Genomic DNA, 21,182 nt, shown 5'->3' on the forward strand with positions numbered 1-21,182 from the left:
TCCTGCAGCTCAGAACCAGGATCACCGCTCCTGAACGCAAAGGCGTGCGTCAGCATCGCTTTCGATTCACGCATGTTTTTAAAGACCACGCCAACGCCGAGCCAGCGTGATAGAGACTCTGGCAATACGCTGATCCCCTGCCCTGCCGCGACCATTGTAAGCACAGCCGCCACACGATCTGACTCCTGCACCACCTTCGGCTGAAACTTCGCCTGCCTGCAAAGCACACTCACGTGCTCTCGAAAACCCGGCGCAGCCTTGGCGGAAACCATCACCCAGCTTTCAGCCTTGAGCTGGGCGAGTTTCAGCGATGCACCTTTGGCCAGAGCATGCTGCTCCGGCAGCACCACCCGCAATGGCTCTCGCTTCCAGACCAAGGTCTCTACCTGCCGGGAAACTTTGGCAGGTGCCACACCGATGAACGCCCCGTCGATCTCTCCGCCCATCAAAGCCGTCAGTTGTTCTGCCGGGGCCATATCGACCATGTGAATCTGACAATCGGGACGCTCGGCTCGAAACTTTTGCAGCAGCCGCACCAGCCCATCATCCAGCAACGCCCCGACAAAGGCGAGTCGCAGTCGTTGCGGTTCTCCGGCCCCCACGCGGCGGATGACTTCCGTTGCCCGGTCGAGCTGGGTCAGCAGCTGCTTCGCGTCATCCAGGTACAACCTCCCTGCATGCGTCAATGAAACAGCCCGCGTGTTGCGCTCCAGCAGGCGGGCGGTCAGCTTGGACTCCAGTCCCTGAATCTGCCGGGACAAGGCTGGCTGGGAAAGGTTGAGCTTCCCGGCAGCCTTGGAAAAGCTCAGGGCCTCGGCAACAGCGACGAAGCACTCAAGCTCATGGACGGAGGGACGATTCATGCTTTCAGAGCATCAATTTGATGCATTGATAGCATTTCCACAAGAATCAATACCACTTTAACTGCGCACTCACCCCAACCCACCACCCCAGTGCAGCACGTTCTCATCATCCACGAAGTCGCCGATTACACGGCATGGAAAAGCATCTTCAACCGCGCCGCAGGCATTCGCAAAGCAGCCGGCGAGCGCTCCTATCAGGTCCTCAGCTACTACGACGATCCAAACAAAATCGTACACTTCTCAGCATGGACATCCATTGCCGATGCGAGGAGCTTTTTTGAATCCCCCCAGCTGGTGCAAATCCGCGCCGAAGCCGGCGTCAAAGCACCCGACTTCATCTACCTGGAGCAGTTGGAAACCGGCACCCTTTAAACAGCCGATGAGAATTGATTATTCCCAAATCGAGCCGGAACTGACCTCCCGCTTTCGACATCTGACGCGTGACCTTGCCCAAACTTCCATCGCCCCCAACCTGCGGGCACTGGTCGAACTCCGCGTCTCCCAGATCAACCGCTGCGCCTACTGCATTCAACTTCATCAGGCAGAAGCAAGGCACTTGGGAGAAGATCAGAAACGCCTCGATCAGCTTCCAGAGTGGCAGACTTCCCCGTTGTTCATGCCCCGTGAGCAGGCCGCAATGGCTTGGGCTGAAGCACTGACACACAAGGCCACCGTCCATGACGATGCGCAGGAATACGATCAACTGACCACCCTGTTCTCAGAGCAGGAGATCGTGGCTCTTGGCTTTGTCATCTCCCTCGCAAACTTTTGGAACCGCATGGCTGGCGGCTTCCGCAAATAGACCGGGAGAGTTCGAAACGAGACTACTCCAGATCCAGCTCAGGCTTGAAATCCGAAGCATGGTACGAGCTGCGCACCAGCGGCGCACTCGCCACATGACGGAAGCCCTTCTTCAAGGCGATCTGCTTGTAGTTCTCAAACGTGTCCGGGTGAACATACTCAATCACCGGCAGATGCTGCGGGGAGGGGCGCAGATACTGGCCCAGAGTCAGCACGGTGACGTCATGCTCACGCAGGTCGTCCATCGCCTGAAACAGTTCAGTCTCCGTCTCGCCCAGGCCGAGCATGAGCCCGCTCTTCGTGGCGCACTTGGTGCCAAGTTCTTCCGCCATCGCCTTTGCACGCTTCAGCACATGCAAGCTGCGGTGATACATCGCCCGGCTGCGCACCAGCGGCGTCAGGCGCTCCACGGTTTCGAGGTTGTGATTGAAGATATGCGGCTTCGCTTTCATCACGACTTCCAGCGCGTCGTCCTTGCCATTGAAATCAGGCACAAGAATCTCAATCGTGATCGTCGGCACGGCTTCACGCACGGCTTCGATGGTCCGGGCAAAGTGTTCCGCACCGCCGTCCTTCATGTCATCACGCGCCACGGCGGTGATGACGATGTGGTTCAGCCCCATGCGCTTCGTCGCCTCGGCCACGCGCTGCGGTTCATCAGCTTCCAGTGCAAAGGGCTTGGCCGTTTTGACCGCACAAAAGCCACACGCACGCGTGCAGCGGTCCCCGGCGATCATGAACGTCGCCGAGCCCTGGCTCCAGCACTCCCAGCGGTTCGGGCATTGCGCCTCCTCACAGACCGTGTGCAGCTTCAAATCGGTGATCAGCCCCTTCGTGCTCCAAAACTTCGGGTCACGCGGCAGCGTCACGCGGATCCATTCCGGTTTTTTGTCGCGATGCAGGGCGGGGTCGATCTTGGGGGTCATGGGCGGGGGCATGAATGGCCCAAATGGGGGCAATTGCAACGCGTTTGGACATCCATACGCATCGCGATAGAGTCGGGATCATGCTGCCCGCCATTTTTCGCCCTTTGCCCCTCCTGGGAGCGCTGGTCTGCACCTGTTTCGCCGCCGAACCCACCCTGCGACCGGACGGCCAAGCCTCCTCCCGGTCCTTCGTCGATCAGGCCCAGATCATCAGCAATTACCAGAAGGAGCTTTACGCCCATCAGTCCGGGCTGCGCATCGTGCAGGGCATCGGCTACGCCGTGTATCAGTGCAATGAATCCACCCCGGAGGAGAACAAAGCCGGGCAGGTCGCCCGCATGGCCGTTTTCAACATCCTCAATCCCACCGCCACGGCCAAATGGGTCGACATCGCCAAAGCAGGCGATTCCTCCGGCAGCGTCACCCTCGGCGGCACCTTCGTCTCCGCGCCCATGATCCATGCGCTGGGAGAGGAAACCCTGCGCATCTTCTTCACCGGCCGCCAGGAAGGCGATCCCGTCTCTGCCTATCGCGCCTTCTACCGCGACTACCACATCGCCACCGCCACGCTCTCCGAACTCCACCCCCTCCGCTGCACCATCGCCAAGCAGCCTGATCAGGTGCTCGATCTCACCCAGGCCGCCTTGCAGAGCCATCTCGACTTCCTCTTCGGCGCTGGCACCGGCGCATCCTTTTCCAAAGGCATCAGCACCGCCTGCGACTTCGTGGAATTCGACGGCCAGCTTTACAGCGCCATCCAGATCAAAAACTCACAGGACGGCCAGACCCGCCTCCTCACCAACATCCTCATGCGCAGCACCGACCAAGGCGCGACCTGGGAACTGCTCGGCGCCCCCGATCCACGCCTGCTGAACAACGAAGTCAAAATCCTCGCCGAACCCGTCATCACCCAGGACAAAACCCACGTCTATCTCCACCTGCGCTCCAATGTCATCCAAACCGGCTACATGCTGTGCAAAGCCGCCAAGACCGACCTCTACCACTTCGACGTCCCTGTCACCAAATGGACCTACGGCATCGGCCGCCCCACTCTCTGCGACTTCGGCAAGCCCATCGGCCTCGTCGCCCTGTTCACCGCGCCAAGCGTCCAGATGGGTGCTAACACCGTCACTCGCAACAAATGCGACGTCGTCCAGATCGACGCCCATTACCAAACCTACACCAAGGCCTTCTCCATCGTCGATTACAACGCCGTGAACACCCCCTTCATGCACCTCTACCGCGACGAAGTCTACGTCACCTACACCACCGGCCGCCGCCGACTCCTCCCCAAGTTCGGCACCTCCGAAGTCGTCTTCAGCAAACTGCGCCGGGAGTTCTTTGTGCCGGGGGAGTGATGGAGAATGTATTGGCAAATTGATTGCGCCAGGTTCAACTCACGTCACACAAGGCTTAACCGTCCATCAACACCTCATATAATTCCCCATCTTCAAATCTAACCGCGAAATCATGACCACGGTCAAATTTTGGCACAAACTCGAGGCTTAGATTGCCTTCTTCATCAATACACACACCGTTAAATCCTTCGATAACATTCCAGATGTCCGATGTGCTGTTGATCTCAGGTAAATCGGCTTCAGTTAGGTTACGTTTAAATGCTGGATCTCCGACCGTCTTCAAATAGGCAGGACGAATATACTTGGTGTATTCATCCTTCATGTAATCAGCAACCTCGTCCCGAAAGCCTTCATCAGAACTGGCAACCTTCGCCGCCGCCGCGAGTTGTTCACCTGTGGGAGGCCCTTCCTCGGTTGTAATTTCTATTTCTGCCTCATAGCCAAATGTTCCTATCTTGATTGGCGCAGTGCGCCAAACGCTGCCCTCATAAACGTCAGTGATGACTCCAAGGATGGGGTGATGGATAGCAGTATTAGACATGGATTTTGTATTTTAGAACAGAACGTATCATTCACCAATCCACCGCCTTGTCAGCCGCTTTCATGTGCCCCCATGTCCCTCTACACCGCCCTCATTCGTCCCCTGCTCTTCCAGCTCGATGCAGAAACGGCACATCATGGGACCGTCGAGGCCTGTCGCATCGCAGGAGCACTGCCCTTCGTCCCACAACTCACCCGCGCCTGTCTGGATTTCAAAGAACCCGAGTTGCAGTGCGAAGTCGCAGGCTTGCAGTTCGATCACCCTATCGGTCTCGCCGCAGGCTGGGATAAAAGTGCACGTGCCCTGCGCATGCTGGATCATCTCGGCTTCGCCTTCGCCGAGATCGGCTCAATCTCCGCGCAGCCTTCGCAGGGAAATCCCAAGCCGCGCCTCTTCCGACTGCCACAAGATCAGGCCATCATCGTCAACTACGGCCTGCCCAATGAAGGCGCGGAAATCGTCGCACCCCGTCTTGCCGCACATCGCATGCGCATCCCGCTCGGCGTGAACATCGTCAAAACCAACTACGGCCCCGGCGCTCCCGCATGCAGTGATGATGCCATCCTAGCCGACTACCATCGCAGCGTCTCGCTGGTGCATCCCCATGCCGGTTACCTCATGCTGAACCTGAGCTGCCCCAATGCCGCCGGTGGGAAAGACTTCTTTGCCCAGCCCGGCAACATCACGCGCCTGCTGCAATTATTGAAACGGCTCGACATCGCCTGCCCTGTGTTTCTAAAAGTCGCCCCACGTGACGATCCAGCGGAGCACGAACGCCTGCTGTCAGAAACAGACGCTTTCGATTTCGTACGCGGTTTCTCCTTCAATCTCCCGCCCGGAAAACCCGCCACCCTGCGCCTCACCACACCGCGCAGCGCATGGGAAAAGTTACCCGGTGCCGTGTCTGGCAAACCAGTCGAAGACTTGATCAACTGCTGCATCGCCGGCCTCGCCACGCGAATGAACCGCCAGCGTCATGTCATCATCGGCACCGGCGGCGTCTTCACCTCAACCGATGCCTACCGCAAACTCCGCCTCGGGGCTTCGCTCGTGCAGATCTACACCGCCCTCATCTATGAAGGCCCCGGAGTCATCAAGCGCATCAACCAAGGTCTCTGCCATCTGCTGGCAAAGGATGGCTTTCAAAACGTGAGCGAAGCAGTCGGTGCAGATCTCCGCCCCGCATGAAAATCAATGCGCTCGTTTGCGCGTGAGCATGATCTCGTTTCCCTCGGTGTCCACGCACATGGCCAGGTGCGGCGGTTCGCCATTCTCAGGCTGCGGTTCACGCGTGAGCTGGCCACCTGCGGCGACAATCTCACGCGCTCCTTCGATCACATCCGGCACCTGAAAGCTGAGCCCGGTCCAGGTGCGGTTTCCCTCACCACCGCCATGAATACCAATGATGCCGTCACAGATGGACACCTCGCTGATGATGTCGTTCTGCTTGAGAATCGCGCCGCCGAAGACGGCGGCATAAAAATTCACCGCGCGGTTCATGTCCGCGGCCCAGATGACGTATTTGAGTCGTTCTACTTTCATGCGGCTTCCCTGCCACAGTCCGCAGCCTGAAGACAGCGAATCTTCAAACAGCCACATTCAATTCCCAAACAAGGGCCGCTGCTTCTGCGGAGCGGGGGGCGCCTTCGCCGGATTGCCGCCAATGCGCTGCGCTTCCTGCAGTTCTTTTTCAGTGGGTGGTTTTCGTTCGTCCTTGTTGCCACCGCCAAAGATGCGCGGGGACCACTTGGTGTCGCCGATGGTGCCCGACCCTTTGTAGGCCAGCAATTGCGTCACCGGAAACAGCAGGATGCCCAGCCCGCGCATGCGCACCTCCGCGTTGAAGTCGATGTCATCACGGATGAAGTCCACGTTTCCACGGCTGAAAATGCGAAAAGCGCTGGACTCGGCCTCGATGTTTCCAGTGACGATGAAACCGTCCGACACCTCAAAAGTGCAGTCCGCTTTCTTGGCAACGTTGTAGCCCTTGATCGGCGAAGGAAGGAAGGCACCAATGATCGGCGTCAGCGGTCCAAGCACGGGCAGGGCAAGGAGGTTGCCATTGAGAATCATCAGCGCACCACCGCCCTTCAGCGCCTTCCAGTCGTTCATGCGCCCGGTGAATTTGAAATGACCGCTGATGTCTCCAATACTTTCATTGCCCGGGGAGTAAACCTGGGCAAATCGCTGGTAACTGAGGGCGTTCATGCGCAGCTCACCATCGTAGGTGTTCGGCTCGCGGTTGTCGTTGAGGTTGCCTTTCAAAGTCATGTCACCTCCAAGCACGTTTGCCGCGATGTCTATTCGGGAGATTCCCTCCCGGTTGTGCACCTCCGCCCGCACCTCTTCAAACGGCAGCTTGCGGCCAAACACAGCATACGGAAAGCGTCCCGCCCGCACCTCCACGTCATAGCCCCTCACCCCGGTCGTGAGGTTCACCGCTCCTTTGGCATTCAGGGTGTCCCCAAAAAGGCGGCCGTTGAAATCAAAGTGCAGCATGCTGCCGATGATGTGAATGTCTCCATTCGGTGCATTGATCGGATAGTCCTCGTTCCACAGCACGTAATGCGCGCCACCCACCGGGTTTTTGAAATCAACTTTGTAATTGTTGAACTGGGGATTGTTCTTAAAGCCGATGGTGCCGTTGGCAGTCACGTCTGTTCCCGGTGAGAAACGGTAGAGCGCGATCTGGTCCGCCACCTTCGGAGCAAACGCACGCACAATGCCCGCCGCGTCCGCGACCGTATGCACATTGACGAGCCGCAGCCATTTCTCCTTGTCATCATCGTTGACAAACACCAGCTCCGCCTCCGCCGGTCCATCCGGACGCTGCACCCGCACATTGGCATAATTTTGAATGTCGCCGAACAGCGCCAGATCCATCTCAGCGGATTCAAACAGTACATCCTTGTAGCGAAAGTTGCGCAGCACACCATGGCCGGAGCTGGGGCATTCGCGCAGATTGGGTGTTGGTCCGGCACAGGCCAGATGGACGTCGATCTGCGAGGTGTCATCGAAGGCAAAGCGCTGGATGATTTCACGTGTCTTCGGCAGCAGCACGAAAGGCAGAAAGACATTCGGGTCCATTCGCAGCCCCAAATTATATTTAAAACCCAGGGTGCGGTGATGCATCAAATCCAGCGCCAGCGTGCCTGTCTTGTGCTTCAGCAGCGCATCACGCACAAAGATGCCCTCAGGGTTCGCTCCAAGTGTCAGACTAAGTGAATTGAAAACCTCTCCGCGACTGCCAAACCGCCCGCAGTCCAGCCTGCCAGTCACCTCCGCTGGCAGAAAATCCTCGGGCTTTTGCTTGTTCAAAAAGATCTTCCCCTCCAGCGCCAGCTGCGGCGCTTCATAAAACACCACTTCGCGCAGCTGCTCGCTGCTGAAGAACGCCTGCGCAAGGCCCGGCAGGTCGGCGCTCGACGTCAGCCGGAAGCGCAGGTGATCCGCACCGATTCGCCACGTGGCGGTGGCCTCCAGCGCGCCCAGATGATCCACCAAATGCAGCCGCTTCAAATCCACAAACCCGCCGTCATACTCCGCCTCCGCCACAAGCTCTTTCCAGACATAATCTTCAAACTCCAGCCCATCCGCCTGAAACAGCAGCTCCGCCTTCAGTTCCTGCGGGCGGTCCAGCGCCCCGGAGACCTTCACATTCAGAGTGGGCACATGCGGCGCACGAAACCGCGCCAGCCAGTCCAGCCCATGCTGAATCTGCACACGATGCTCGCGTATCGCGCTCAGCCGCTCCTGCGCACTGGGCCCCGGCTGTGAGGACTTCGACTCCGGCAGTTCCAGCACACCACTGATCAAGATGTGCAGCCCGTCGGACAACAGCCCTTCCGCATGCCGGATGTCCAGCCGCCGCTCTTCCAGCAAAGCCCGCGCACTGAGATCCTTCAGCTCGATCACCGTCAGTTCGGGCCGTTCCGGGTCCACCGGCAGCGCCATGCTTGCATGCGACAGCTCCAGTCCGTCAATCTTGACCCTGCCTTCAATCAGGCTGCCAAAATCAACATCCAGATTCAACCGGTCCACGGACGCCACGATGTGCTGTTTGCTCGCATCATTGAACACCTTCACACCCCGCGCCACCAGCCCGCCAAACGGATTCACCGTCAGGCGTTCGAAATTCAAATGCACGCCATGCTGCGCCAGCTCCCCGGTGACAAACCCATGCCAGCGCTCATGAAAGGCCGTCGTGTTCAAATACACGCCGCCCGCCAGTATAAAACTGGCGACCAAAAACAGCAGAAGACGGCGCATAAAACGGAGCATGAACACAGCAAGTTACCCAAGGCATCCGAACTCACAAGCACTGGATAAATAACCATCAACTCCCCGCACAGGGCCTCAGCGATACTGCTCCGGCCTGCCGACCGGAAGCAGTCCAAAAGGCGCGATCTGGCTGGCACGCAGTTTTTCCGGCCCGATGCTCGGTGCGTCGGAGGCAAGAAATACAGCCAGTTGAATGACACCCGCGCGCCCCTGGGGGCTGGTGTCAAACAAGGCCGCATCACTGTTGACCGCCTTAAACAACAGCGGACCACGAGGCGTGTGATCCATCACCAGTGTGCCGTTTTTTTCCGCGCGCAGGTTGCCTCGTCCCAGAGATGCCACGCCTCCTGTTTCGGCGTCCTTGCCATCGATTCCCACGCCGATCTGCAACGGCATCGGCGTGCGATTTTTTAACACGATGCGATAGGCCTGCTGCGGCAGTCCTGCCACAAACAGAATGCCACCACAGAGATAGGATTCTATCCACTGCCCCGAAGCCACGTCCTGTACCGCAAGGTCCACCGTGCCATCCCCCATGCGCGCAAATCCGCGCTGCGCATCCGGCACATCGCCCTGACGTTCCATCATTCGCTCGATCTGCTCCGGCGAGGAATAGACAATCCGTGCGACCATGTGCGGGGTCTTCGTCATTTGCTCCTGATAAGCTGGAAAGCCCTGGTGAAAAAGATTCGGGTCCTGCTGCCAGGCGGGCCGCAGCGGAGCGATGCTGCTGCCACACGATGCCAGCAGACATACGCCTGCTGCTGCCACTGCCTTGATCCATGCCATTGTCCTGCCTGCGTTACCTGAAGTCATGCTGAATGCGCTGTTGTCTTGATGTGAAAAGTAACACGCACCAGACCCGACACTTCTTCCACCGAACGACGCACCTCGCAGCCCATGAGACGCTCGATCAATTCACACTCCAGTTCATCCACGATGTCGTAGCGTGCCGCCAGTTCCCGCAGCGGCCGGTGATGCTCCACCAGTAGGAGACGGCCCTGCGCATCGGTTTCCACGCCACTCAAGCATCCATCCGCGTTGCGCAGCCTTGCCAGCAGTCGGGCTCGCTCCTCCAGAGTCGTTGCTTTGGCCAGCTTGGCACCCCACGCCTCCCCCTTGGACTGAAAATAAGTAAACAGCAGCTTCGGCGGGGCGCTTTCGCCATAGACCTTCTCCGCCGTTGCCAGCAGATCCAGCGTCAGCGGTGGTCCGCAGTTCAGGAAAAGCGCGTCAGCTTTGGCCGTGAGCCGGTACAGCTTTTCGGGGCGCCCTGCCGCCTTGGGCCGTCGCCAAGTATCCAGAAACCCCGCCTTTTCCAGTTCCACGCAGTGCTGCTTCACCCCCATGTAGCTCATCTTCATCGCCGTACACAGCTCCGTCACCGTCATGCCCGTGGAATGCTTCAGGCGCTGGACGATGTCCAGCACCGGCGAGTGCAGCATTTCTCGGAGCAGGGTTAGCATGGCGTGGTGGCCCTACAGACTAGCGCCGCTGCCCGCCGGACGCAATGCCGTGTCCAGCCCTCAACTGATCAGCAGCAGGCGCGGCGGCTGTACGGGCAGCGTCGCTGGGGCACGGTGAATGCACGGGGGCACCGGACTTTCCGGATACAGGGTGGCGATGCGCCAGAGGTGGCCCAGGCCAAAAGAAAACGGCAGGGCATGCGGCAGCGGCTTGTAATGCAGATCCAGATAATTTTCGTTCAGGAACTCGCGAAAGCCCACGTCATCACCTCCGCCATAAAGCTGCCGCAGTTCCGCGCGCAGTTCAGGCACATCCACCCGCCGCATTGCCTCCTCATTCCGCAGCCCTTCGGAGGCAGCTCCGAAGTAGGTGCAGAGATAAGTGTCCGCCTCCACAGTGGCGCTGTCCACATGCCAGGATTGCACATCCGTGCGCAGCAGGTCGGGCTCGATGTCATTCACGTAGCCGTTGATGCAGTCGAGGCTTGGCAACAGCTCACGGTTACGCAGCAGTTCCTGATCTTGCAGCAAAATCTCGCGCGCCACCCGTCCCTCGTCGCTCAGTTCCAGCGCCAGAAGACGCTCCTCATCCAGGCTCGTGATCCCCCTCCCCACCTCCAGTTTCTCCACGATCTCACCAAAATCCCCCAGCAGCATGCGCGGCCAACACAAGGCATTGATGCCATCACGCATCGGCGTCATGACCAGTTCCTCAAAACTACCCACCACTTTCAGGCGTGGGTAATCTTGGGGGGGAGTGAATAAGGGCAGGCTCATGAGATCACCACATTTGCTGAGGACTTCTGGTCATGCTGACATGCATTCATTGATCAGCCGGTCGATCACACCTTGCGCGGCACCCGGCAGCGGATGCTGTTTCTGCAAGAGCTCCACCTTGTCGCGAAATTCCGCCACCACATCAAGTCGGATTTTTTTCATGGCCAGCAGCGTTTGCGCCAGGAGAATGCGCACCGATTGTGACTCCGGATGAGCAAGACAGAGATGCAAATTCCCCTCAATGATCTCACGCTCACCGCTTAAAAAACCGGGCTGCACCCCGTCCATGCCCGAGCAACGCGTGGCAAGCAGTTGCTCCAGTCGCAGGAGATAATACGAGAAGCTTTTCCCCCGCGGCACACCATAAGCAGCGGGTGGCGGCAGCACCTCGGCCCCAGTCTCGGCCTGCAGCAAAGCGAGAATCTCATCCATGAATGCAGGAATGGCAGCCTCAGGCGACGCCATCGAAAAATCGCGCTCCAGCGTGCCAATACAGGCCCCGTCAATCGTTCGCAGAAGGCGCAGCTCAAGACGCCACGGCTCTGCCTGAACCTTCAGATTCGCGGTCACGGCATAATCATTCGGCTCACTCCCCTGGCGCGCCATCCCCGCCGCCTGCTCATCGCTCCACGGACGGCCACCGACGATAAAACCATTGGTGGGACTGACCACCCAGGAAATCAGCGTGCCTGCACGCGCATCCGTCCGCCAGTAGGTTTGTTCGGCAAAGAACAAAGGCAGTGCCCGGCTGAGCCTGCCCGCAGCATCCGTCAGTTGGTGCTCGATGCGTTCTGCCGGAGCCGCATGCTCCACACTGCCGCACAGAAAGCAGATGGAAGGTCCCCCCGCATCCTTGACGGGATACAATTCGGCCGCAGGAGAATCCGCCTTCAGCCACACCGGTCCGTCCACGGTCAGCAGAGTGACCTCCAGTTTTTCAGCAACGGGTTCGGGTTGAATGGCCAGCCGGGTCTTGGCGAGCTCTGTATCCCAAAAACTCAGATGCTCTTTCCAGTCTGGACGCTTCTGCGCGTACAGCTGGTCCATGATGGATCTGGCATCATCCATCTGCCCAAGGTCCAGCAGGCCCTTGATCAAATTGTTGCCCACCTGCAGACCATGAATCTCAGCCTGAAAATGAGGAGCCGTCAGGTTCACCAGTTCCGGCAGATGCCCTTGCTGTCCCAGGTCTCCGCTCATTTGTGTCAGCAGATCCACCGGCGCCGGACGCGGCGCATTTGCCAGACTCTCCTGGTAAAGTAGTAGTGCTTCATCCAGCGAGCGCCGCTGTAGAGCCGCCCGTGCCAGCCACAGCTGCGCCCGCCAGCTTCCCGGCAGGGCGGCGATTCGTTTGAGTGCGTCCATCCCGGACGCTTCCCCTTGCTTTTCACGGTGCTCCACTTCGTACCAGCCGAGGGCATTGTCCTGGTTGGGATCCAATTCCAGCGCCTGCCACAAGGTTTGCATGGCCAGTGGGTTCGCATCCCGTTGCGCATGCACTTTCGCCAGATTGGTGAGCACCACGCCAGTCGCTCCATACTTGGCAATATGCGCCTGCAGCACGCGCTCAGAATCTTCCAACCGATTGCTCTTCAGCAAGGCGATGGCCAGCAAAACAGCGCCACGCTCATGGTTGGGATCGATCACCGCCAGTCGCTCCGCGCTCTCGATCAATTCGGAAATGAATCCATCCTCAAAACCGCCGATGATGAAGCCCGCAAGCTTTTCAGGATCATCCCATGCCTTTTGGATGTTCGGCAGCAGCATGGATTTCACCCATTCTTCCCGTGAGATGAAAAGCTCCCTTCCAAACGAATCAAAGACCTTGATCATGTTCGGATCTTTGGCCGGATCGCCATGAGGAGTGGGCGCCGCTGCTTTGGCTGGCACAGCAGCAGGCTGGGTCTTTTTCCCAAAGAATTTGTCGAAGAGTCCCATGGTGCTGTGTCAGTGAGCCGCCCGTTAAGTTCTGTCAGCAGTTTCGGCAACTGTCTGCTGCAGCCACTCATCATTTTCTCCTACCCCGCCACCACATGCCGCGCCTGCCTGCTCCCAGCAGTGCTGCGCTTCGGCACTTCACTCTCCGCAGCTTTCGTTCCGCTCAGACGCAGTGACTCGCGGCCCGGCACACGGTTCCAGTCCTGCATCATGGTGGCCGCCGCGACATCCAGCGGCACACCACACTCTTGAGTCAGGTGATCAAACAGCGCCTGCGCCAGCACCGGCAACGCGATCTGGTGCGTGCGACGAAGCTTCGCATACAGGCTCTCGGCGAAGGTCATGAACGCGGCAAAGGGCGATTTGCCCTCCCACAGCAGCGCCAGAGTGGCGGTAAAGTTCCCGCTGTTCGCCACCAGATCCCAGTAGCGCGCAAAACGCCGCATGCGCTGCATCTCGACAAAGGGAACGTCCCGGTTCTCCAGCATCTCGTAGGGCGGCACCGGTGAGTACTTCATCTCAAACTCCGCATCATGCCGCACGATCGGCGTGCCACGCAGCCGTTTCAAAATGCCCACCTGAATCTCCTGCGGCCCCATCTTCACCAGCCGGTCAAAGCCACGCCCAAAACTCGCCACGTCCTCTCCCGGCAGCCCCACGATGAGGTCGGCATGCACATGGATGCCCGTTTGTTCACGCAGAAAGCGCAGGTTGTCCTCCAGCCGCGTCAGGTTCTGCCGCCGGCTGATGTTCTTCGAGGTCGCCTCATCAAAGGTTTGAATGCCCACCTCAAACTGCACCGCTCCCGCAGGAAACTCTCGAATGATGTCACGCAGTTGCTCCGGCAGTCGGTCCGGCACCATCTCAAAGTGCAGGAACATCCCGTCACGCCAGCGATCTAGGAAAAAGCGCAGGATCGCCATGCTCGTCGGCAGGTGCAGATTGAAGGTGCGATCGACAAATTTAAACGTCAGCGCGCCCCGATCCAGCAGCCCCTGCATCGCCTGCAAAAACGACTCGATGGCAAAGGCACGCACCGGCACATCCAGCGAGGAAAGGCAGAACTCACAGGTAAAAGGACACCCACGTGACGCCTCCACATAGAGGATTCGATGCGCCAAATCCGACTCCGTGTAGAGATCGTAGGGCAGAACCACCTTCTCCAGCGTCGGCAGTCCTGCAGGCATCACCTTCGGCAGCGCCGCCTGCGCCGCCGCATCTTCACCCAGCAGCACGCCACACACTTCGGAAAACTTCAGATCCGCCTCGCCGGTGATCACATGGTCCGCCAGCGCCACGATGGGTTGTCCGTCCCATTCATACGACACCTCTGGTCCGCCAAGCACGATGCGGATCTCCGGTCGCAAACGCCGCAGCATCCCCAGCACCTCCGTCGTCTCCACGACATTCCAGATGTACACCCCGAAGCCCACAATGCGCGGCTCCAGCGCCAGCACCGCCTCCACGATTTCCAGCGGTGCCTGATTGATCTGAAATTCCGCGATGCAGGCCCGCTCACGCAAGGTTCCCAGGTTCGCCAGCAGGTAGCGCAGCCCGAAAGAGCTGTGGATGTATTTGGCGTTGAGCGTGGCTAGGACGATGTCGGGCATCACACCGAGTGTGGCCGAGTAGTCGCTGCGCGGCAAACACCTTTGCGCTCGCCTTGGTCCATCCTGCAGCCGCCCTCCCGCATTGGCACGCACGCTGCTTTGCATACGGTATCCTCTTAAATTCCAAGAATTGGAGACACCGAGACGAGTCATTCATGAAACTGCATCCCAGTCACCTCTTTCTGCTCACGGCGCTGGGCCTGTGCATCTACATCGTGGTTTCACACCTCGACTAGGCGGGCCGGGCAGGATCTTCAGCCTTGAGGAGGAAACTTACCTTTCACTCAATGTCAATGATATGGGGGCATCTTGCCGCACGCAGGCCGGGAGGCCTCCGCATGGAATGCACCCAAACTCCCGCAGGGGACGTTTGACATTTCAACCCACCCGCGCCTAACCTCCGCGCCCACCGATCCCGCAGTACATGCACGACACCTCACCGCTGCCTGAAAAGGAGTTCCGCTCCTATGCTCCAGGTTATTGGTCCGCCAAGAACATCTCCCCTTCCGACTGGAACAGCGCCAACTGGCAGCTCAAGAATCGGATCACGACCCTCAAACAACTTGAGGAGCACCTGACGCTCACGGAGGAAGAACGCGCAGGCGTGTTGCTCTCCGGCAACAAGCTGGCGATGGCCATCACCCCGCATTATTTCAATCTCATCGACGCCGAAGATCCAGGCTGCCCGATCCGCCGGCAGGTGATCCCCCGCATCGAAGAGACTTGGGAAGACCCCGATGAAATGAGCGACCCCTGCGGCGAAGACAGCCACATGCCCGTGCCGGGCCTGGTGCATCGCTACCCCGACCGCGTCCTGTTTCTGGTAACCGACCGCTGCGCCAGCTACTGCCGCTACTGCACCCGCAGCCGCGTCGTTTCCGGCGTGGGCGAACAGGAGCTGCACACCGAATTCGAAGCCGCATTCCGCTACCTGGAGCGCCACACCGAAGTGCGCGACGTCCTCCTCTCCGGTGGCGACCCCCTGCTCTTCTCAGACGCCAAGCTCGACGCCCTGCTCACACGTCTGCGTGCCATCAAGCACATCGAATTCATCCGCATCGGCAGCCGCGTGCCCATCTTTGTGCCGCAGCGCATCACGCCCGAACTCTGCAAGATGCTGCAAAAGCACCATCCGCTCTGGCTGAGCATCCACACCAACCACCCGCGCGAACTCACCACCGAAGTGCGTGACGGCTTGGCCATGCTTGCCAATCACGGCGTGCCGCTGGGCAATCAAAGCGTCCTCCTCCGCGGCGTGAACGACAATGCCGAAGTCATGAAAAGCCTCGTGCAAAAGCTGCTCATGTGCCGCGTCCGCCCTTACTACCTCTATCAGTGCGATCTGATCCAGGGCAGCTCCCACCTGCGCACCAGCGTGGCCGACGGCATCGACATCATCGAACAACTGCGCGGCCACACCACCGGCTACGCCGTGCCCCAGTTCGTCATCGACGCCCCCGGCGGCGGCGGCAAAGTCCCCCTCAATCCCGATTACGTCCTGGTCCGCGACGAACAGCGCGTGGTCATCCGCAACTACGAAGGCAAGACCTTCGAGTATCCCGAACCCGCGTTGGTGCGGCGGTAGAGTTCCTCAAGCCTGAGGTAGATATCCGACCGGCATAGCCATCGCTATAGCAGACGACCGCCGAGGGATTTCAAGGCAATAAGGTGCCATGCCACGCGACAGCGTTTTGGAGTGCGGTCGCGCAGATGCACGGCGCAAGCCTGCATCGTAGCTACCGCTTTCGCGGGGTGAAGCGTACTCTTTGGTCGTAAGCCTGCCGTCCGGCTTGCGAAAGCGGCGTCGCGCTTAGGCTTGCCGCACGCACTCCAAGAAGCTGTCGCGTTAACTCAGGCCCAAGCGCTGGTGGCAGCCCCAGGAAAACAAAGGCCTCATTCCCCCCCTCTAACCGCCCCCTTTAAGCCCGGTGCTTGAGGCACCTGGGTTGTCTTGGAACTTCAAGGCAAAGAGGTCGGCGTCGGACATCACAAACCTGAGCTTGATCACCGTCCCGTTCAGCCTGCCCACATCGCTCTCCTTCTTCCAGGTCACCACGCGGTCGAGGTGGTCACCGTAAATCGGATCACACGCATCCAGCGAGAAGCCAGGAACGGGCTTGCCCTGCGCATCCTGAATTTCCACCTGCATCTGTCCTGCCGCACTCGTCGCATAGTTGATCGTCAGTTCACTTCCTTCAAAGGTCAGCGGCCGGGTGATAAACTCGCCGCCTTCCAGCGGAGCGTTCACCGAGACAAAGCCATCCAGCCGCAGGGTATAGCGCCTGCCGTTGGTGAGGAACATCGACAGCTCCGTGTCCCCCGTCTGATGAATGCCGATCGCCGCGTAGTTCGCGCGGTTCGCCCAGCCCTCCTTGCTCAGCCCAGGGCGGATCAGGCTCTGAGTAAAGAGGCGGTCATAAGTCTCTCCGCCGCGTGTGCTCATGAAGAGGATATCCGTCGCCGCGCCGCGTTTCTCCATGAACCGCGTGGGCAGGGCCAGATAAAGATGCGGCGCCCTGAAGTAGGGCTGCGTGCACGCTGTGTAGAGATGCTCGCCCGGCAGATTGGCCTTCATCTCGACGAAGGGTGTCCAGTGGATGAAATCCTGCGACGTCGTACGGGCGATGCCGCGCAATCCGCCGATGAAGCGGCGAAAGTAACAGACGTAGCATTGCTCAGCCTCGCTCCAGAACGCGTAGTTCTGCGAGTCAAAATACTTGCCCCAGGCCTCCGGAATCACGGGCTCTTCGCGCAGTTTTTTCCAGTGGATGCCATCGGGTGAAACAAAGGCTTTCAGACCGCCCGGACCACGCTTCTCACGCACCGCCTGCTGCTGCGGCTGAAAGGCCAGACCGCCCAGCGCCTTGTATTTTTCATCTGCGGGCACACCGGGCCGGGTGTCAATAAACGGCGTAAAATTGTGATTCACCATGAACTCGTTCATGAGGATGATATTTCCTTCGGGAAAGGCGGGATGCTCATGAAGTCCCAGCTTTGGCAGCGTCCAGTGGATGCCGTCCACACTCTCTGCATAGAGGGTCACCTCGCCATCGTGATAAGCTTCGATGCCCTGTGTTTTCCAAGTCACCTTGGGGTCTTTGTCGCCGCGGTAGTAAAATTGAAACTTGTCCGGCGCACGCAATACTGTGGCGTAATTCCCATGCGGTCGCGGCTGCGTCACCGGCAGCATGAGCTGCGGCTCATGCAGCTTGAGCACCGTATTTTTCAGATCCCCCACCAGCAGGCGGTCCACAAACAGTTCACGTCGTGACCCAATGGCGACCACATCCTCCGCACCCTCTGCCGAGAACAGGACTCCGGCCAGGGAGGAAATGACCAGTAGCAGCCGCGACTGGCTGTGAATGAATGAGTGAAGAGTCATGTTGCTAAGATTGAGAGGTTATCCGCCACATCCGGCCACTGGTTGACAGGTGCTTGGCCATCCGTGCTGCGGACAGAAACGGACAATGGCCTGCGGAATCTTGAACAAAAGACCGGGCAACTGGCAAAATAACCGGAATCCCATTGCCTCCGCAGCGGCAGGACCCGAAGAGGTGCGGCGGTTAAGTTTCTCAAGACTGCGGAAACCGCCGGCAGTCGCGCTGCCAGAGCAGGAAGCCGACCGGCAGCGCCGCCAGCCAGAGCAGACGGCCCCCGAGGGACTTTACAGTGCGAAACTGCGCGGCCAAACCAAGCCCGCGCAGGAAGGCAAAACGGCTGTACTGCGCGGCGGCCCGTAGCAGCCTCAGAGGAGCGGTGAAGAACCAGCCGCATTCAAGATCGAGCACCATCTTGAACATGAGTCGATGCCCTTCGGCATTCGTGCGTGGACTGGAGAGACCATGAACCAGCGAGGGCGCATCCGTCCAATAGATCCGCAGCTCCTCATTGATGTGGCGAGTCACGTAGTGCTTTGACACCTGGCACCAGATGTAGGACTCCGGTATGAAATTGCCAGGCACGTCCTCGGGATAGGGAAACTGGCGGAGCACATCCACCCGAAGAAAACCCCACTTCTCCCCGCGCACCTTGTGCCGGTACTCGAGTTCAGCAGCCGAACAGTCCAGCGGGTCTGATGGAAAGCGTGAGCCGACGAGCAGGCCGTTTTGATCACGGCAGAGGCCGGTAACTCCCGAAAAAGATTCACGCTTGGCAGCAGGAATATTTTCCCAGTGATACTTCAAGCGTGCGAGTGCCTCCGGCACGCAGCCGTCGTCGGAATCGAGCTTGATGCTGAGCTGCCCCCGGGCTTCCCGCAGGGCGAGATTGTGCACATGGTGCGCACCACGGTGCGGCTCCCGCAGGTAGCGAACAGAAAACCTGGCTTCGCTTTGGTAACGGGCCATCAAGGCAGGAGTGTCATCCGTGGAACCGTCATCGATCACCAGCCACTCAAAATCGCTGCAGGTCTGAGCCTGCAAACTTTCAAACACGCGGTGAAGAGTGTGCGCGCGGTTGAAGGTGGGCGTGAAAACCGTGAAGAGCGGCATGGGACGATGACTGAGCCGAACCCTAAAGACTTAAGACTGAGGAACAAGCCGAAACCTGATGCCGCACACTTTGACGCAAGCGTCGCTCAATTCTCAATAGGCGTTGTCCCGCTTGAAGAAGGTCAGGAGCATGATCTGGAAGTCCAGCCAGAGGCTCCAGTTTTCAAGGTACCAGAGGTCGCACTGAATGCGCTCACCGAGATCCGTGTCGCCCCGGAGGCCGTTCACCTGTGCCCAGCCGGTCATCCCGGGTTTGGAGTGATGGCGCGCATTGTAATGAGGGATTTGATGCTTGAAGCCGGCAATGAGCTCAGGGCGCTCCGGACGCGGGCCGACGAGGCTCATCTCCCCCTTCAGCACATTCCAGAACTGCGGCAGTTCGTCGATGTTCCACTTGCGCATGAAGGCCCCCACTTTGAGACGGCGCGGATCGTCTTTGACGCACCATTGCGCCCCCTTGGCAGACTCGGCATTCATCTTCATGGAACGGATCTTGATGATGCTGAAGGGGACACCATTGAAACCCCAGCGGCGCTGGTGATAGAACACCGCCCCCCGTGACTCCAGCCACACCGCGGCGCTAAAGAATGCAATGATCGGGGCGCTCAGCACGAGCCCAATCGTGGCACCCACGATATCAACAATGCGCTTGGTCATGACATTGAGCGTGTCATCCAAAGGCAGACGAGTAACTCCCAGCACCGGAGTGCCGGCAATGGTTTCGAGGGTGAGACCAGAAACGAACACTCTGAAATACGAAGGGATGACCTTGAACTGGATCATTTCACGCTCACACAGATTGGCGAGGCTGATCATCTGCTCACGTGGGCCATGCAGATCCGCGACGACGACCATGTCCACGGCGTGCGTGCTGACGAGGTGCTCCACTTCGTGAAGATCCCCCAGGCATGGCACGACCTCGTCCACCGGACAGCCATCCTCATCACTGCCAGTCCTAACCCAGCCCATGATGTCAAAGGAGCCGGTCTGGTCCCGCTTCATGGTCTTCCACAAGGAAACTGCCTCAGCATTCCATCCCACAAACAAGGTGCGTTGCTGCAAAGCCTCAATGCGGCCCGGAGCACGCAGGCATGAGATGAAAATCGTGCGCCAGCCCAGAAGTAAAAGAAGCGCGGTGGCTCCATTGAGCATCACATAGACACGTGAGATGCTGGGTTCCAGCTTGAGCGCGAGCGTGATGGCAAGGAACCCGGCCGTCCAGACGAGCACCCCCTTGGCAATCTTGGAAGACACCCAGCGGGTGCGCAGCAGCACATTCTTGTGATAAATCTCCTGCCAGCCCAGCACTAGGATGAGCGACAGGCTCCCTAACGCCATGTGGCCGCCATACTGACGAAACGACATGCTGTCGAAATTTCCAATTTCACGGATGAAGGTATGGAATCGAAGCCAAAATGCCAGATAAGCCGCCAAGATGGCCATCACCAAGTCCCCCAATACGCTGACGAGAACCCAAAAGTGGGGGGACAACTGCTCATTCTCCCGCCATGCACGCCGTGCTTCGAGTGCCTGGAACACGGCACCCGAGCCCAGTATCTTGGAATTAGTGTTGGTTGCTTCCATGGCCTTAAAGTCTACTGACTACCTAAATTATACTCAATATAGGTTTAGCGGCAACCGAATACTATGGAAATTATCTCATGTTTGGAAAAAAGAACCGTTTAGCGTATCATTTTTGATAATTTGGAAACCCCGACAGCCGTTTCCAGCACCTCAGAACGTCAGCTTGAGGCCCGCCACGATACCGCGACCAGGCAGCGGGACGCGATCCTTGAGCACGGAGGTGTGCTCACGGGCATCTTCATTGGTCAGATTCATGCCTTTGACATAGAGATCGAGGGTGGTTGGCCCCTGAACAATGCGGTAGGTCAGGGTCAGATTGACCAGAAAGTAGCTGTTGGTTCGGGCTTCATTCATCGCCAGCTGGCTTTGCGGCGCGGCATAGATGCCTTCAAGGCGAGCACCGAAAGCACCGCGCTCCATGCTCAAAGTGCTGGATAGGTGGAAGGGCGGGATGCGAGGCAGAGACAGACCTGTTTTCGTGTCACGCGCACGCACCACGTCGGCACGCAGCTGCAGGTGCAGGTTGTTCTGGTGCTCGGGCGGCGCG

19 protein-coding genes are annotated in these 21,182 nt (G+C 58.9%); 5 read left to right on the forward strand and 14 right to left on the reverse strand.

Translation table 11 applies throughout. The features are described from left to right. Positions 1-863 (reverse strand): LysR family transcriptional regulator (locus ACIREA_RS07700; RefSeq protein ID WP_397381677.1); only part of this gene is annotated, 863 nt, incomplete at its 3' end. 90 nt (positions 864-953) lie between these two features. On the opposite strand from ACIREA_RS07700, the gene ACIREA_RS07705 reads away from it, so the two are divergent. Beyond that, entirely contained in the window at positions 954-1,235 is a 282-nt protein-coding gene (locus ACIREA_RS07705) for an antibiotic biosynthesis monooxygenase (RefSeq protein WP_397381678.1), read from the forward strand. A gap of 7 nt (positions 1,236-1,242) precedes the next feature. After that, positions 1,243-1,665 (forward strand): carboxymuconolactone decarboxylase family protein, encoded by a 423-nt coding sequence (locus ACIREA_RS07710; protein ID WP_397381679.1) that lies wholly within the window; start codon positions 1,243-1,245, stop codon positions 1,663-1,665. Positions 1,666-1,687: 22 nt separating this feature from the next. Here the strand turns inward: ACIREA_RS07710 and lipA are convergent, their stop codons facing one another. Next, on the reverse strand, positions 1,688-2,590 hold the full coding sequence (lipA, locus tag ACIREA_RS07715) for a lipoyl synthase (protein WP_397381680.1): 903 nt from the start codon (positions 2,588-2,590) through the stop codon (positions 1,688-1,690). An 80-nt stretch (positions 2,591-2,670) separates the two neighbouring features. Between lipA and ACIREA_RS07720 the strand changes: the two genes are divergently transcribed. Then, positions 2,671-3,948 carry a hypothetical protein gene (locus ACIREA_RS07720; RefSeq protein WP_397381681.1) on the forward strand — a complete coding sequence of 426 codons (1,278 nt, stop codon included), beginning with the start codon at positions 2,671-2,673 and terminating at the stop codon, positions 3,946-3,948. A gap of 55 nt (positions 3,949-4,003) precedes the next feature. On the opposite strand, the gene ACIREA_RS07725 is transcribed toward ACIREA_RS07720, so the two are convergent. Continuing rightward, entirely contained in the window at positions 4,004-4,489 is a 486-nt protein-coding gene (locus ACIREA_RS07725) for a DUF6985 domain-containing protein (protein WP_397381682.1), read from the reverse strand. A 72-nt stretch (positions 4,490-4,561) separates the two neighbouring features. On the opposite strand from ACIREA_RS07725, the gene ACIREA_RS07730 reads away from it, so the two are divergent. Then, entirely contained in the window at positions 4,562-5,677 is a 1,116-nt protein-coding gene (locus ACIREA_RS07730; protein ID WP_397381683.1) for a quinone-dependent dihydroorotate dehydrogenase, read from the forward strand. A 3-nt stretch (positions 5,678-5,680) separates the two neighbouring features. Here ACIREA_RS07730 and ACIREA_RS07735 read toward each other — a convergent pair whose 3' ends face one another. The 7 genes from ACIREA_RS07735 to ACIREA_RS07765 all read right to left on the reverse strand — a co-directional run bounded on the left by ACIREA_RS07735 (position 5,681) and on the right by ACIREA_RS07765 (position 14,561). Beyond that, a complete protein-coding gene (locus tag ACIREA_RS07735; RefSeq protein ID WP_397381684.1) occupies positions 5,681-6,031 on the reverse strand; it encodes a VOC family protein in 351 nt (116 codons plus the stop codon). A gap of 57 nt (positions 6,032-6,088) precedes the next feature. Beyond that, positions 6,089-8,758 carry a hypothetical protein gene (locus ACIREA_RS07740; protein ID WP_397381685.1) on the reverse strand — a complete coding sequence of 890 codons (2,670 nt, stop codon included), beginning with the start codon at positions 8,756-8,758 and terminating at the stop codon, positions 6,089-6,091. An 87-nt stretch (positions 8,759-8,845) separates the two neighbouring features. Then, positions 8,846-9,586, reverse strand: coding sequence for a hypothetical protein (locus ACIREA_RS07745; RefSeq protein ID WP_397381686.1), 741 nt, complete (start codon positions 9,584-9,586; stop codon positions 8,846-8,848). Continuing rightward, positions 9,583-10,236 (reverse strand): helix-turn-helix transcriptional regulator, encoded by a 654-nt coding sequence (locus ACIREA_RS07750; RefSeq protein ID WP_397381687.1) that lies wholly within the window; start codon positions 10,234-10,236, stop codon positions 9,583-9,585. Before ACIREA_RS07750 ends, ACIREA_RS07745 begins: the two co-directional genes overlap by 4 nt. A 60-nt stretch (positions 10,237-10,296) precedes the next feature. Further along, on the reverse strand, positions 10,297-11,013 hold the full coding sequence (locus ACIREA_RS07755) for a hypothetical protein (protein ID WP_397381688.1): 717 nt from the start codon (positions 11,011-11,013) through the stop codon (positions 10,297-10,299). Positions 11,014-11,043: 30 nt separating this feature from the next. Beyond that, positions 11,044-12,951, reverse strand: a complete 1,908-nt coding sequence (locus ACIREA_RS07760) for a tetratricopeptide repeat protein (protein ID WP_397381689.1) — start codon at positions 12,949-12,951, stop codon at positions 11,044-11,046. 80 nt (positions 12,952-13,031) lie between these two features. Further along, entirely contained in the window at positions 13,032-14,561 is a 1,530-nt protein-coding gene (locus ACIREA_RS07765; RefSeq protein ID WP_397381690.1) for a DUF4080 domain-containing protein, read from the reverse strand. Positions 14,562-14,985: 424 nt separating this feature from the next. Here ACIREA_RS07765 and ACIREA_RS07770 point away from each other — a divergent pair, with 424 nt between their 5' ends. Beyond that, a complete protein-coding gene (locus ACIREA_RS07770; protein WP_397381691.1) occupies positions 14,986-16,146 on the forward strand; it encodes a KamA family radical SAM protein in 1,161 nt (386 codons plus the stop codon). Between the two features lie 321 nt (positions 16,147-16,467). Here the strand turns inward: ACIREA_RS07770 and ACIREA_RS07775 are convergent, their stop codons facing one another. The 4 genes from ACIREA_RS07775 to ACIREA_RS07790 all read right to left on the reverse strand — a co-directional run. Further along, positions 16,468-17,943, reverse strand: a complete 1,476-nt coding sequence (locus ACIREA_RS07775; protein WP_397381692.1) for a hypothetical protein — start codon at positions 17,941-17,943, stop codon at positions 16,468-16,470. 190 nt (positions 17,944-18,133) lie between these two features. Beyond that, complete coding sequence (locus ACIREA_RS07780; protein ID WP_397381693.1) at positions 18,134-19,051, reverse strand: glycosyltransferase family 2 protein; 918 nt, start codon at positions 19,049-19,051, stop codon at positions 18,134-18,136. A gap of 93 nt (positions 19,052-19,144) precedes the next feature. After that, positions 19,145-20,635, reverse strand: coding sequence for an exopolysaccharide biosynthesis polyprenyl glycosylphosphotransferase (locus ACIREA_RS07785; protein WP_397381694.1), 1,491 nt, complete (start codon positions 20,633-20,635; stop codon positions 19,145-19,147). A gap of 150 nt (positions 20,636-20,785) precedes the next feature. Continuing rightward, on the reverse strand, positions 20,786-21,182 hold a 397-nt coding region (locus tag ACIREA_RS07790), incomplete at its 5' end, for a TonB-dependent receptor (protein WP_397381695.1).

The sequence above is a fragment of the Prosthecobacter sp. genome (assembly GCF_044373815.1).
Lineage (GTDB): Bacteria > Verrucomicrobiota > Verrucomicrobiia > Verrucomicrobiales > Verrucomicrobiaceae > Prosthecobacter.